Here is a 12,636-nt window from a genome sequence, read left to right on the forward strand (position 1 = left end):
CGCGTGCGCTGCTGGAGGACACCCACACGAGCAAGCCTTTACCCTGTTTACGCAATTGCGGCAGCGCGGCGCGATTGACCCGCTGGGTGCTCAGCACGTTGATGTCGTAGAGCTGGGCGAACTGCTCGGGCGTAAAGGCCTCGGCGGGTCCGAAGGACATGTGGCCGGCGTTGTGGATGACTACGTCGAGACGACCGCATTCAGCGATGATGTTGGCGATGCCGGCGTCCACGGAGTCGCTGGAAGCGACGTCGAGTTCGACGCTACGCAGATCGACCTGATGCTCTTCGGCGTAGCGGGCGACCTCGGCGACTTGCGGCGCATTACGTCCCTGGGTTTCGCGCATGCTGGCGTATACGACGTGCCCGGCCTGAGCCAGTGCACGAGCAGTGAGGGCACCGAAACCGCTGGAGGCGCCGGTGATGACAATGATTTGTTTCATGGTGAACTCCTGAACGCGAATAGGATGGGTATGATCAATCAGATAATGCCGCCGTTGGAACGCAGGCTCTGGCCGTTGATCCAGGCCCCATCGGGCCCTGCCAAAAAGGCCACCGCGCTGGCGATGTCTTCGGGTTGACCCAATCGCTCCAGTGGCGCCAGTTTGGACAGACGATCGATGACTTCCTGAGGTTTGCCGTTGAGGAATAAATCGGTGGCAGTCGGGCCTGGAGCGACCGAATTGACGGTGATCGAGCGGCCACGCAGTTCCTTGGCGAAGATGCTGGTCATGGCTTCGACGGCCGCTTTGGTGCCGGCATAGACGCCATAGGTGGGTTGCAGCAAACCGACGACGCTGGACGAGAAGTTGATGATGCGTCCACCGTCGCGCAAGCGTTTGGCGGCTTCTCGCAACGTATTGAAGGTCCCTTTGAAGTTGATAGCGACCTGGCGATCAAAGGTTTCATCGTCGGTTTCGGCGATGGTCGAGAGCGCCATGATGCCGGCGTTGTTGACCAGTACATCGACACCACCAAAAGCGTTTTCGGTGGCCTCGAACAACGCACGCACGGCACTCGTATCGCTGATATCGGCCTTGACTGTCAGCACCTGTGCGCCGGATTGTTCGATCTTGCGGGCTAGCGCTTCGGCTGGTGCCGCGTTCCCGGAATAGTTGATCACCACCGCGAAACCATCGGCTGCGAGTCGCTCGACAATCGCCGCGCCGATCCCCCGGGACGAGCCCGTAACAATTGCCACTTGCTTCTTGCTGTGAACGTTCATTGTTTGCCCTCAAGTGTGATGAGCGTCGACAGGCGACGCTCCGGTCCAGTGTCTTTATCCAGCGTTCATTGCATCCGTTTTGCCTAACCAGTTAGCGCAGCAATCCAAGCGCCTTGGCTACCCCGTCAGCGTAAGCAGGGTCTGCGCGATGGAAGTGCTCGAGTTGTCGGCGCACGATGGCTTCCGGTACGCCCTGCATGGCGGCTGCAATGTTGTTAAACAAGCGCTCACGCTGTTGCTCGTTGAACAGGCGAAACAAGTTGCCGGGTTGGGTAAAGTCATCCTGTCCGGTGCGGTGATCGAAGCGATCAATGACACCTGCAAGACTTTGAGCTGGCTCGCGGTATGCGGGATTCTCGGTCGGGCCGCCGACGGAGTTGGGCTCGTAATAGGCATCGGGATTGCCGGTATCGTTGGCGAAGAAGCGCATAGCGCCATCTTTGTGGTAGTGGTTCACCGGGCAGCGCGGAGCGTTGACTGGGAGTGCTTCATAGTGGGTTCCGAGCCGATAGCGGTGTGCGTCGGCGTAGGCAAACAGCCGCCCCTGAAGCATCCTGTCAGGCGAGAAGCTGATGCCTGGTACCACATTCGAAGGAGAGAAAGCGGCTTGCTCGATTTCGGCGAAATAGTTGCGCGGATTGCGATTGAGTTCGACCACCCCTACTTCGATCAGCGGGAAGTCGGCGTGAGGCCATACCTTGGTCAGGTCGAACGGATTCCATCCGGTGCGAGCGGACCAGGCATCGGCCTTTGTTTCGCTCATGATCTGGACGCAGAGCTTCCAGCGAGGAAAGTCGCCGCGTTCGATACTACTGAACAGGTCTTCCTGGGTCGATTCACGCGTGCGTCCGATGACCTCGGCCGCTTCTTCGTTGGTCCAGTGACGATGGCCTTGCTGCGTCTTGAAGTGGAACTTGACCCAGAACCGCTCGTTATCGCTGTTGATGAGGCTGAAGGTGTGCGAGCCGAAGCCGTCGATGTGGCGCACATCCGTGGGCAAGCCGCGATCGGAAAATAGGATGGTCACCTGATGCAGGGTTTCCGGCGACAGTGACCAGAAATCCCACATTGCGGCAGGTGATCGCAGGTTTGAGGTCGGGTGGCGTTTTTGAGTGCGAATGAAGTCCGGAAACTTGATCGGGTCGCGTAGGAAGAACACCGGCGTGTTGTTGCCCACCACGTCCCAGTTGCCTTCTTCGGTGTAGAACTTGACCGAGAATCCTCGCACGTCACGTTCGGCATCCGCCGCGCCCAACTCTCCTGCCACCGTCGAAAAGCGCATCAGCAATTCGGTCTGTTTGCCGATTTCATTGAACAGTCTTGCTTTGGTGTAGCGGCTGATGTCGTGGGTGACGGTCAGCATACCGAAGGCGCCCCAGCCTTTGGCATGAACCACACGTTCAGGAATGCGCTCACGGTTTTGATGCGCGAGTTTTTCGATCAGGTGCACGTCCTGCAGCAAAAGCGGGCCGCGCTCGCCTGCGGACAAGGAGTTTTGGTTGTCGCCTACCGGGTTACCTGCTGTGGTGGTCAGTGTCTTGCTCATGCCGCTTCCTTCCGATCTATCGCAAAAAACCTGTTTTACCCCGTAAAACAGGTGCCTGAATCGTTTCAGCTTAAATTTTGCAATCGGAAAGAGACATACCCCCAAGAGGGTAGAGAAGCGTGCGCAGGCACGTGATAAATCGCACGGGTGGGACCAAGAAGATTGTTGGAGAAAATTGAACTGTATTGCTAAGGAAAGGGTAATTATCTTCCTTTTTAAATAATGGAAGCTGAGGGCTCTTCCACCCTTCATCCAGGAGCGAGACATGACCAATCGTCAATTTCTAACAATAGGGTTCGCGTTGGCGGCGCTGATCCTCGGTGCCTGTGCGACTCGGCCTTCCGATGGGGTGACAACTGAACACGAGGACCGAATCATGACCCCGGGAACTACCTATTTGTACCTGCTTAAAAACACACCTTTTTTCACCGCGCTCAGCAAGCCACAGTTGCGTTGGGTCATCGAACATTCACGCGAGTGGGGCGCGGAGTCTGGCACGGTAGTGGCCAGTTACTCCGATGCAATACCGGCCTCGGATGATCTCTGGATCCTGCTCGACGGTGCCTGGGAAGTCGAAGTCGGGGGGCAGCTTTACCCCGCCAAGAACAATGATCCTGGTAAATGGTTCAGCGCTGCGCAAGCCACCTCCCCAAGCAAACTGATCGTCACCGAGCACAGTTATGTGATGCGCATAAAACGGGCAGATATGGAGGCCATGCGCCTTCAGGGGTTCGCTTTTGACCAGCACCTGGACGCCGGCAAGGCTTACTACAAAAGACTCTTCCAATCCGCTCGCTGACCTCTTGCACTCGCATTGAGGTCGGTGTGGTTGCCTCGACCTCAATGTGCCAGTTTGGGCTGCCCGTTCACGACCGTGACCGTACCGAAATCGTCGGCGTACAGTTTTTTTGCGGTTGCGTTGCCGATTTCAAAGAGTGCGGCCATTCGTTCAGCCCTGAAGTCCAATGGGTTGGATTCGATATTGGCAGGCAGTTCCGTGTAGTTCAGAAGCACGCCATGACGCTTGGCGAAGGCTGCCGCGACGGCCAGGTGGATTCTGGTGTTGGCCCGGCTCATCGACTCGAAGGACCTGCCCATGATCGCCAGAGCTCCTCCTTTGAGAGGCTGAGCGTGAGCTTCGGCCTGACCGTTGATGATGATGTAGATCCGCTCGGGTCGCAGGTTGATGCTCTTTATCTGCCAGCGGGTCAGCGCTTCAGGTAAGAGGAGAAAGGGTGCATTGATGCCTCCATCGGCGTGCAGTTCGGTCGTGCTGCCGTCCGTGATCAGAATCGGTGGGAAGATACCCGGCACGCTGGCAGAAGTGGTGAGCACCGTGCGAAACAGCGCCAATGCCTGCCCCGCGTTTCCTGGTTCTTCAGCCGACAGAGCAATGCTGCCCATGTCCCATACGCTGGTTTGCTGGGTATCCAGGTTTGTGGTTGCTACCAGCAGTCTGCGACCGGTTCGGTGCTCGGCGGCGATCGCGTGCAGAAGCTCCGCACTAGTGTTCTGCGCAATGAGGTCGGCCAACGACCCTCCGCTGTAAAGTGAAGGGCGGCTCAACACACCTATTCCCTGATACGTCAGCCTCTGGGCGGACTCACTGTGATAGGCATTACTCAGGCGCGCGTCCCAGTATTTTCCAGCGAGCGCTAAGGGGGCGATCAGGGCGCCAGTGCTGACACCGGTAACCAGATCGAACTGGGGCCGGTTTCCGGTATGGGTCCATCCCACCAATACTTCGGCACCGAAGGCACCGTTCGCTCCGCCACCCGAAACGGCCAACGCCGTCACGCCTTTACGTCCGGCCTTAACTCTGTCAGCTTCCCAGCGATGCATGAACTGCATGGCTTGAGCGTGGTCGCTGGCGATAAAGCGGAAACGCTCGATGGCGGTGAAATGTTGTGGGGCTTGAATCACTGACTGCGTATCGATTGCCGGTCGGCTCAGTGACCCGCAGGCACTGAGCAGCGCTGTGCTGATGAAGAATGAAATGGCTCGCGTCAAGGGTATATAAGGCTACTCAGAGAGATCACTGCTCTGTTGGCTAGCACCAGGCGGAAGGTGGATCAAAGGCTCACGAACGCGGGCTGCGGATGTTTCAGCTAGGGTATGGAAGTCGCAGCTTTTCTTCAGGAACAGACTGCACAACTGAAGCTCGGAATTGATGTTCAACCGGGTGTAGATGTTCTTGCGGTGAACTTTCACTGTTTCGACGCTGATCGAGAGCTGCCGGGCAATGTGTTTGCTGCTGTTGCCGTTGAGCATAAGCGCGACAATTTCCCGTTCGCGGCGGGTCAGCAAGCTGTTTCCGAAGTGCAGCAATGCATGCTCCAACGCCACTTGGCTCTGCTGGTTGAACGACTGCTCAATGTTGTGCTTCCAATAATCACCCAGCAAATGTACGAGTATCGGATAGAGGTTCTGCAGCGCCTGAAGCTCGCACGGGGTAGTGGGGGGCGTTCCTCGACGGCCGATAGACAGCACCAGGTGGCAACGATTGTCGATAGGCAGCAGCACATCAATTTCGTCGTCCAGCCGCAGCTCCTTATAGTACATGTCGAAGTACTCTGAGCCCTGCAATTGGCAAGTCTGGCTGTTGATCTGCAAGATGCCGGTACTCGAGCCACTGCGAATCGAATACAGCACCGGATCCTGCAGGTACGCGGCGCTCAGATAGCGATCAATGTATTGCGGCTCAAGTGCGCGAGGGTAGTCGTGATATAACAGATGCGGTTTGTCGTTGTCGCTTTGGTAGACCTTGAGAATCACGTTTTCATGGTCGATGATCAGCTTCAGTGTGGCCGAGAGTTGACGTGGGAAATCCGGGCGGCGGCAGCCCTCTAGCAACGTGACGAGCTCACGGTGCCAATCAACGAGGTGGGGAAGGGATAAGAACTCTTGAAGTGACATTTATTCGTGACTCGGTTCAATTACTGTCCGCACGCTTCAGCAAGAAAGATGCCACCTGTCGACCTGTGTTTGCGGCGAATGGGTGAGCAAGCTCAACGCCGCGCAGGAGTGAGAGCCATGCCATCCGGCGGTAGCGGCAGCGCGGTTTTGTAGCGCACTTGCTTGAGGGCCAGACTGGAGCGAATGTTGGCAACCCCGGGAATCTTGGTCAGATGGTCGAGTATGAATCGCTCCAGCCCATAAATGTTCGGCACCACCACTCGCAACAGATAATCCGCGTCACCCGTCATCAAGTAGCACTCCATGACCTCCGAGCGCTTGGCGATGGCTTCTTCGAAATGTTGCAGCGCGTTCTCCACCTGTTTCTCCAGGCTGACGTGGATGAAGACGTTGACGTCCAGGCCCAGCACTTCAGGTGACAACAAGGTCACCTGTTGCTTGATCACCCCCGACTCTTCCAACGCCCTTACCCTGTTAAAGCAAGGTGTCGCCGTGAGATTGACCGAACGCGCAAGATCGACATTGGAGATACTCGCTTCTTGCTGCAACATGTTGAGAATTCGAATATCGATTCGGTCGAGGATTTTCATCAGATCAATCCATCTCTTCGGCAGCCAACTGCAGCCATTGCTGCACTGGTGGGTAAGCCAGCATTGCATCGACGTAGGCTTGTAGTGATGCAGGCACGACAATCCCGTAGCGACGAAAGCGGAAAACCACAGGGGCAAACATGGCGTCCACAATGCCGAAATCACCGTAGAGAAATTGCGTGGCGCCGCTGACCGTTCTCAGGTGGCTCCAGATGTCGAAGATGCGCTGAATCTCTTCTTTCGTTTCGGCGGTCAGAACGTCCGGCACATCGCCGGTATTCACGCCAAACGGCATCTGCGTACGCACATTAGGAAAACCTGAATGCATCTCCGCCGCTGCGGCACGCGCTAATGCTCTAAGTTGTTGCGACTGCGGCCACAAGTGAACGTCAGGATGACGCTCGGCAATATATTCCGAGATGGCCAGGCTGTCGTTGATGACCAAATCGTCCTGAAGTAGCACGGGCACTTTCCCTGAGGGGGAGTACTTCAGGATACGTTCACGAGTGTCTTTTTCCTCCAGTTTGATTTTGATATTCTTAAAAGAAACATCAGCTGTCACCAGAACCAACCACGCGCGAAATGCCCAGGAGGATTTACTGAAATCCCCGATAACCAGTGTTGTCTGCATAGTTTTCTCTGACGTGCTATATGGAACAGCTTCTGAATACAGCTCAACCAATCAGCGCTGCGCAGTTGGATCAGCTGCGCCAGTAACCGTTGGCGGCGGCGATGGTCTGGAAGTTCAATGCGATCACCTGCGAGGCCGCTGTCAGTGAGTCGGCATTGTTAGCGTAGATGGGGCGCAGTTTCTTGAGCACCTCCACGTCTGGCTGTCTCGTTTTAACGCCTCTGCGGCTCAGCAGTACTGCTAACTCAAATCCTTCCTGAGGTGTTTCAGTCATCAATGTACTCAACCAAATATCACTCATGTCTGTCTCCTGTACCCAAAAATGCGATCCTGTAATTAAGAGCGCGGGAGGATTACTAATGACTGTAATTCCAACTTATCGAAGTCTGGCGTCAGATATTGTCTTGCGCGCAATCCAGCGCCCAATGAATGTCTTCAAGCAGGTCCTTGCTGTCTTCGATGCCAATGCTCAGTCTGACCAGCCCGTCGCTGACCCCGCATTGCAGGCGTACGTCTGGCGCCACGGCGCTATGTGTGGTGGTCGCCGGATGACAAGCCAAAGAGTCGGTGTCGCCCACTGAAACGGCTTGAGTGACCAGTACCAGGCTGTCCAGGAATGTCCTTGCCGCCGGCTGCCCACCCCTGAGTTCAATGGCCAGGATGCCGCCGAACAATTGCATCTGACGCCGTGCCACCTCATGCCCCTTGTGAGATTCGAGCCCGGGATAAAACACTTGAGACACGGCCGGATGAGTGGCGATCGACTCGGCAATTTTTTGCGCGCTCAATGAACAGGCTTCTACACGCAGGGGCAGGGTCTTCAGACCTCTGATCAACATGGCGGCTTCGTGCGGGCTCAGACACCCACCGAACTGCTTCATGCCCAAGGTACGGATCTTTTCAATAATGACGTGACTGCCCACCGCAACACCGCCCGTGGCGTCACCATGGCCACTGATGTATTTGGTCACCGAGTGCACCACCACATCAATATCCAACACCAATGGACGCGTGATACAAGGCGTCGAAAAGGTATTGTCGGCAACGCTGACGATGCCTGCGGCTTTGGCTATCCGGGCGATCCCAGCGAGATCGACAATGCCAGAACGGAGTTGGCGGGGGTTTCCACATAAACCACTTTGGTCTGGTTGTTGATGGCCGCCGGCAAGTCTTCAATGTCAGCGACGTAGCGGGGGACGATCCCGAATCTGGGCAGTAGGGTACGAATCACGCCTTCGGTGCCGCCATACAAGGTGCCGACATGGATAATCTCGTCACCCGCCGAGAGTAATGCCATCAATGTCGCGCTGATCGCGGCCATGCCACTGGCACAGCCAACAGCGGCTTCGCCGGACTCCAGAATCGCCATTTTCCTCTCGAAGACGGCAACCGTGGGATTGGCAAAACGGCTGTACAGATAACCCGGTTGCTGCCCGTTGAACCTTCTCACGCCGGTATCGAAGTCTTCGTACGAATACGAAGATGTGGTGATAACAGGCGTAGCGATAGCGCCGGTCATCGCATCCGGTTCCTGCCCGGCATGGACTGCCAGAGTACGCATGCCGAGCGACTGTTTTGCCAGGTCTTGGGTCATCTTTCTACATCCCGATCAGAGGGGGCCACTGGGTGCGGCGGCTCGAAGTGAATGTGTGGTTGATTCTATAAAGCTCATAACTATGAATACAGAGCATTTGAGTACTATGTGATATTTACAGCGTTGATATCGTGATGAGGGACATGGCCCTTTACTTGGCTGGATTGCCGTCGCCAGTTACTGATTTATTCGAAGCACTGACCGTCACCACCAGGATTCCACCGACGATGGAAAGAATGCCGATGACCAATGCCGGAGTCAGGCTTTCTCCAAGGAAGAAGACCGACATCAACAAACCCACCACCGGAACGGCGAGCATGGCCGATGACATGCTGGTGCTCGATAACCACATGCTTGCCGCATTGACCGCACAGAAACAGAACGCCGTCGCCAGCGGGCCGACAAACAGCAACACCGTCCACAAGGTATTGGAGCCATCGCCGCTGAATGGCCCTTCAATCCATCGAGCGAGGCCCGCCAAGGGCAATGTGGCCAGCAGCATTTGCCATGGGGCCAACTGATAGGCCGTTGCCTTCGCCCGCGAGTGGCGCAAGTGCAGGATGCACATGGCCCAGCAAAATAAAGCGAGCAGCAGCATCAGGTTAGCCTTGACGAGAACGCCGTCGCCCCAGTCCAGAGTGAGCGGGTTGAACAGCACCAGAACACCGACCACACCTAATGCCGTACCCATCAACTGCCGTGCAGACAGTTTTTCACGCAGGACAATGATCGCCACGGGCGTCACCCAAAGGGGCGTCGTGTAGGCCAGGATTGCCCGGCCGGCCTCGATGTGGGTCATGGCGAGCGCGCCCAGGGCGGTAAAGGCGAGCATCTGCAACAGTCCGACGCTGACGATCAGTGGCATATCCGCAAGGGTTGGCAGGCGCAATGTGCCGGTCATCAGTTGCAGGGCAAACAGGCACAATGCTCCCGATGCAAAGCGGGTCGCCGAAAACCAGAGCGGGCTGACATGGCTCAGTCCAAGTTTCATCACTGGCCAGTTGGCGCCCCAGATCATGATTGCGGCGAGCAGTAACAGCCCGCCCTTGGCCTGAGGCGATAACCGGATTGTCGGTCGTGAAGTTGTTGATGCCTGTGCGGCATAGGGTTGCTGATCGCTGGTGCAAGACATGTAACCACCCGGTAGTCAAAACGAGACAATGCAAATGCTACGGAGGGGCTGGCAGATTTTTCGTCTGAGTTGTCTTGAATTTGAGTCGTGCGCAGACGTAATCCCTATCGTGTTGCAGTTTTGCAGGATATTTGTCTGATGGAGATCTTCGGGCGAACGGATGTTCAAAAAACGTCAACGCATACGCACGGTCAGGGGGGCGATTGCCAGGAAGGAAGCACCGCAGAGCCCGACAGAAGTCCAAAGTAAGCCGCTGTAGTTGCTTTGCTCGCCCAGCAACCTCGCAGCGAATGACGGACCGATTGCTAGGCCACCGCAGATTGCCAGGTTGGAAAGCACCACCAGACGACCACCCTGATGATCGTGTTCGCTGATGGCGGTCATCAGGAAGGGCAGCGTATAGGTCCAGGCAAACTTGAACACACAGGCGGCGATCACGTAGCGCATCAAGGTCAAATCGCCAAGCAGACCCAGCAGGCTGCTTCCCATCAGCGCAAAGCCGAAGGCGACAAGCAGAGTGCGCGGGCCACGATGGCCGACCCAGGTTGCTATCAGTGCGCCAACGATGCCCATCAAGGTTGCTGTGGCCAGAGCGCCGGCGCTGTCCGTAGCCGCGATAGCGTGACGCGTGGCCAACTCACCGACGAATGTCCAGATACCGCTCAGGCTGAGGTAGAAAAGAAATATCGCCAACATACCCAGAGAGGCTTTTGCCGTGATGCCAGAGTCACCCGCAGCCGGTTTGCGGACATCATGCACAGTGCCCTGCGCCGGCAGGCTGAATACCAGCGGAAAACAAAACGTGGTAACGATCGCCATCAACAGGAAGAAGCTCGCAGCACCGCCGTGTTCGAACAGACGAGGCATGAAATGCAGGCTAACGGCCGCCAGTACCAGTTGCCCCGATACCCACAGACCAAAGGCTCTGGCGGTATTGGCCAAGGTCGCTGCCGTGCCCATGCACACCAAAACCAGGCACGCTTCGGCAAACGCACTAACAAAGCGCACTACAAGCAACAACACGTATAAGGGTTGGTTGCCGTGCAGGAGGACTGCCGTCAGCAGGTTGCCCAGAATAAACACTACTGCCGCCCAGAGGGCTATTCGTCGCCAGCTAAGGCGTTTCATCATGAAGTAGGCGGGCAGGGTGGCGACAGCCATAGCACCCAGTTCCATGGTGAATAGAAAACCCACTTGTTGCGTGCTCAATCCCAGTTCCACGATGTAGCGACTGGCCAGAGCAGGAGCCACCAGCAGGACTAACGGGCCGATGGCCGAAAAGATGACCACTGTGGCCAAACGCAAGCTCGTGTTAGTTAGCAATCTTTTCGATGTCGACAATGTATTCATGCGTAGCATCCTTTTTTCATACCGGACAGCAGCGGACCACGAAGTTCTTCCTGCAAGTGAGCAATCCATTCGCGCTGATGGGGTTGCAGCGCTTGCCCTGCCAAACCCCGCATATCAGCAAGATTGGGATCGGTGATAGCCGTAAGCAGCCCGCTCAGCGTCTCGATAACGGCGAGTCCCAGGTAAGGCACGGTGTTGGGTTCGTAACCTCCTTCATGACACAGCACAAGCCGACCCTGACAGCAGATATCTGCTACCGCCATCATTCGCCGGGTCATGCCTCGATAGGTGTCGCTGTGCAGCATCATGCGACCCAATGGGTCATAGGCTCCTGCATCAAAGCCACAAGGCACGATGATCAATTGCGGGCGGTAGGCGCGAAGAGCGGGCAAAATCAAGGTGTCGAATGCGTGCAGGTAGGCCCCTTCACCGCAGCCGGCCGGTAGCGGAATGTTTAGGTTGTACCCCAAGCCTGGACCGGCTCCCAGTTCATTGGCGTGGCCCGAATCGGCGGGGTAGTTGCCATCCTGGTGGATCGAGATCGTCAGAACTCGCGGATCCTCCCAAAAGATTCGTTGTGCACCATTTCCGTGATGAACATCCCAGTCAACGATCGCCACGCGTTCAAGGCCGTAGTAGTCCAATGCATGATCGGCAGCCAGCGCGGCATTGGCCAGCAAGCAGAAACCCAGACCCTTGTCCGGCTCTGAGTGATGGCCCGGAGGACGTACCAGTGCGTAGGCATTTTTTACCGCCCCCAGCAGAACGGCGTCTACCGCAGAGACCACGCCACCAGCAGCCAGTTTGGCAATGTCGTAGCTGCCATTGCCCACCGGTGTATTGGCGCACAATTGTCCGCCGGTGCCATCGCTCAGTTGTTTAAGCTCACTCAAATACGCGGCAGTGTGCACGCGTTGCAACTGTTCTTCGGTCAGTGCCACGGCCGTGATTGGGTGCAACTGTTCACTGAGACCGCTGACGTCCAGCAAATTCTTGAAGCGCCGTTTGGTTTGTGCCTCTTCGAAAGGAATTCCGGGCTGAATAGTCAGTCCTGGGCGATAGACTCCTGCGTGGCATCCGGTCGAGTGCCACATGTAAATTTCATGCCAGACAAAACCGGTTTTCATTGCACTAACCCTCGCCGAACTGTCATCGAATTAACCCTCGAAAATGCTGAATTAGTCAGCAGAGTAGGAGGAAGGCAAGGAGGAGAGAATGCCACTATCGGGGTAGGTGATCCCTTCAAACGCGTCAATCTTTCGGGAGCGATGACGGCCCAAGGAATTCCTCGGGCCGCTTTGTAGGGAGGACTGCTTCAGCGAATAGTGGCCTTGAGCAGGTCTTCCAGGCCAATGCGGCGGAACATTTCGGCGCGCACCCGGTCGGCCATGGCGTTGACGATTTCCGCGCCGTCCTGGGACGGATCGATATGGCGGCGGAACGGGCGGGTGCCGAAGGGCATGCCGACGATTTCGACGATGGCGTTGGCCACCTCGCCGACATCGGCGTCAGCCGGTTCGAGGGCTGCCAGTCCTTTAAGACTTTGCTCCGGCAACCCGGCATAAGGGCCGTTGTCGTATTCGGCAGCACATGCCTTGTCGGCCGGCGAACCGGAATGCGCAAAATGGTTGGTGCCCTTGGTAAATGCCCCCG

General features: G+C 56.6%; 12 protein-coding genes and 2 pseudogenes. 1 reads left to right on the top strand and 13 read right to left on the bottom strand.

Annotated elements, in window-relative coordinates:
* The 3 genes from M0974_RS20095 to M0974_RS20105 form a co-directional block, all read right to left on the bottom strand.
* Positions 1 to 442 (bottom strand): SDR family NAD(P)-dependent oxidoreductase (locus M0974_RS20095; protein WP_297840723.1); only part of this gene is annotated, 442 nt, incomplete at its 3' end.
* 38 nt (positions 443 to 480) lie between these two features.
* Complete coding sequence (locus tag M0974_RS20100) at positions 481 to 1,224, bottom strand: SDR family oxidoreductase (protein ID WP_297840725.1); 744 nt, start codon at positions 1,222 to 1,224, stop codon at positions 481 to 483.
* Between the two features lie 91 nt (positions 1,225 to 1,315).
* Positions 1,316 to 2,770: a catalase gene (locus M0974_RS20105; RefSeq protein ID WP_297840728.1), complete on the bottom strand. Its 1,455-nt coding sequence runs from the start codon at positions 2,768 to 2,770 to the stop codon at positions 1,316 to 1,318.
* A gap of 265 nt (positions 2,771 to 3,035) precedes the next feature.
* Here M0974_RS20105 and M0974_RS20110 point away from each other — a divergent pair, with 265 nt between their 5' ends.
* On the top strand, positions 3,036 to 3,569 hold the full coding sequence (locus M0974_RS20110; protein WP_297840730.1) for a hypothetical protein: 534 nt from the start codon (positions 3,036 to 3,038) through the stop codon (positions 3,567 to 3,569).
* 41 nt (positions 3,570 to 3,610) lie between these two features.
* Here M0974_RS20110 and M0974_RS20115 read toward each other — a convergent pair whose 3' ends face one another.
* The 10 genes and pseudogenes from M0974_RS20115 to M0974_RS20165 all read right to left on the bottom strand — a co-directional run.
* On the bottom strand, positions 3,611 to 4,693 hold the full coding sequence (locus M0974_RS20115) for a patatin-like phospholipase family protein (RefSeq protein WP_297840734.1): 1,083 nt from the start codon (positions 4,691 to 4,693) through the stop codon (positions 3,611 to 3,613).
* 99 nt (positions 4,694 to 4,792) lie between these two features.
* Complete coding sequence (locus M0974_RS20120; RefSeq protein WP_297840739.1) at positions 4,793 to 5,686, bottom strand: helix-turn-helix transcriptional regulator; 894 nt, start codon at positions 5,684 to 5,686, stop codon at positions 4,793 to 4,795.
* Between the two features lie 92 nt (positions 5,687 to 5,778).
* Positions 5,779 to 6,276, bottom strand: coding sequence for an Lrp/AsnC family transcriptional regulator (locus tag M0974_RS20125; protein WP_297840741.1), 498 nt, complete (start codon positions 6,274 to 6,276; stop codon positions 5,779 to 5,781).
* 4 nt (positions 6,277 to 6,280) lie between these two features.
* Positions 6,281 to 6,907, bottom strand: a complete 627-nt coding sequence (locus M0974_RS20130; protein ID WP_297840743.1) for a glutathione S-transferase family protein — start codon at positions 6,905 to 6,907, stop codon at positions 6,281 to 6,283.
* Positions 6,908 to 6,977: 70 nt separating this feature from the next.
* On the bottom strand, positions 6,978 to 7,208 hold the full coding sequence (locus M0974_RS20135) for a hexameric tyrosine-coordinated heme protein (RefSeq protein WP_297840744.1): 231 nt from the start codon (positions 7,206 to 7,208) through the stop codon (positions 6,978 to 6,980).
* Between the two features lie 91 nt (positions 7,209 to 7,299).
* Positions 7,300 to 8,501, bottom strand: a pseudogene (locus M0974_RS33350) (PLP-dependent aspartate aminotransferase family protein).
* A gap of 151 nt (positions 8,502 to 8,652) precedes the next feature.
* Positions 8,653 to 9,633 (bottom strand): DMT family transporter, encoded by a 981-nt coding sequence (locus M0974_RS20150; protein WP_297840748.1) that lies wholly within the window; start codon positions 9,631 to 9,633, stop codon positions 8,653 to 8,655.
* Between the two features lie 174 nt (positions 9,634 to 9,807).
* Entirely contained in the window at positions 9,808 to 10,983 is a 1,176-nt protein-coding gene (locus M0974_RS20155; RefSeq protein ID WP_297840751.1) for an MFS transporter, read from the bottom strand.
* Positions 10,980 to 12,110: a class II histone deacetylase gene (locus tag M0974_RS20160; protein ID WP_297840755.1), complete on the bottom strand. Its 1,131-nt coding sequence runs from the start codon at positions 12,108 to 12,110 to the stop codon at positions 10,980 to 10,982. The genes M0974_RS20155 and M0974_RS20160 overlap by 4 nt, the downstream gene beginning before the upstream one ends.
* Before the next feature lie 188 nt (positions 12,111 to 12,298).
* Positions 12,299 to 12,636 (bottom strand): annotated as a pseudogene (locus M0974_RS20165) (oxidoreductase); the annotation flags it as partial.

Source organism: Pseudomonas sp., from assembly GCF_026224925.1.
Classification (GTDB): Bacteria; Pseudomonadota; Gammaproteobacteria; order Pseudomonadales; family Pseudomonadaceae; genus Aquipseudomonas.

Excerpts from the sequence above, each read along its gene's own strand:
- M0974_RS20100 (WP_297840725.1), bottom strand. The coding sequence starts at position 1,224 with ATGAACGTTCACAGCAAGAAGCAAGTGGCAATTGTTACGGGCTCGTCC.
- M0974_RS20105 (WP_297840728.1), bottom strand. The coding sequence starts at position 2,770 with ATGAGCAAGACACTGACCACCACAGCAGGTAACCCGGTAGGCGACAAC.
- M0974_RS20110 (WP_297840730.1), top strand. The coding sequence starts at position 3,036 with ATGACCAATCGTCAATTTCTAACAATAGGGTTCGCGTTGGCGGCGCTG.
- M0974_RS20120 (WP_297840739.1), bottom strand. The coding sequence starts at position 5,686 with ATGTCACTTCAAGAGTTCTTATCCCTTCCCCACCTCGTTGATTGGCAC.
- M0974_RS20125 (WP_297840741.1), bottom strand. The coding sequence starts at position 6,276 with ATGAAAATCCTCGACCGAATCGATATTCGAATTCTCAACATGTTGCAG.
- M0974_RS20130 (WP_297840743.1), bottom strand. The coding sequence starts at position 6,907 with ATGCAGACAACACTGGTTATCGGGGATTTCAGTAAATCCTCCTGGGCA.
- M0974_RS20135 (WP_297840744.1), bottom strand. The coding sequence starts at position 7,208 with ATGAGTGATATTTGGTTGAGTACATTGATGACTGAAACACCTCAGGAA.
- M0974_RS20150 (WP_297840748.1), bottom strand. The coding sequence starts at position 9,633 with ATGTCTTGCACCAGCGATCAGCAACCCTATGCCGCACAGGCATCAACA.
- M0974_RS20155 (WP_297840751.1), bottom strand. The coding sequence starts at position 10,983 with ATGAATACATTGTCGACATCGAAAAGATTGCTAACTAACACGAGCTTG.
- M0974_RS20160 (WP_297840755.1), bottom strand. The coding sequence starts at position 12,110 with ATGAAAACCGGTTTTGTCTGGCATGAAATTTACATGTGGCACTCGACC.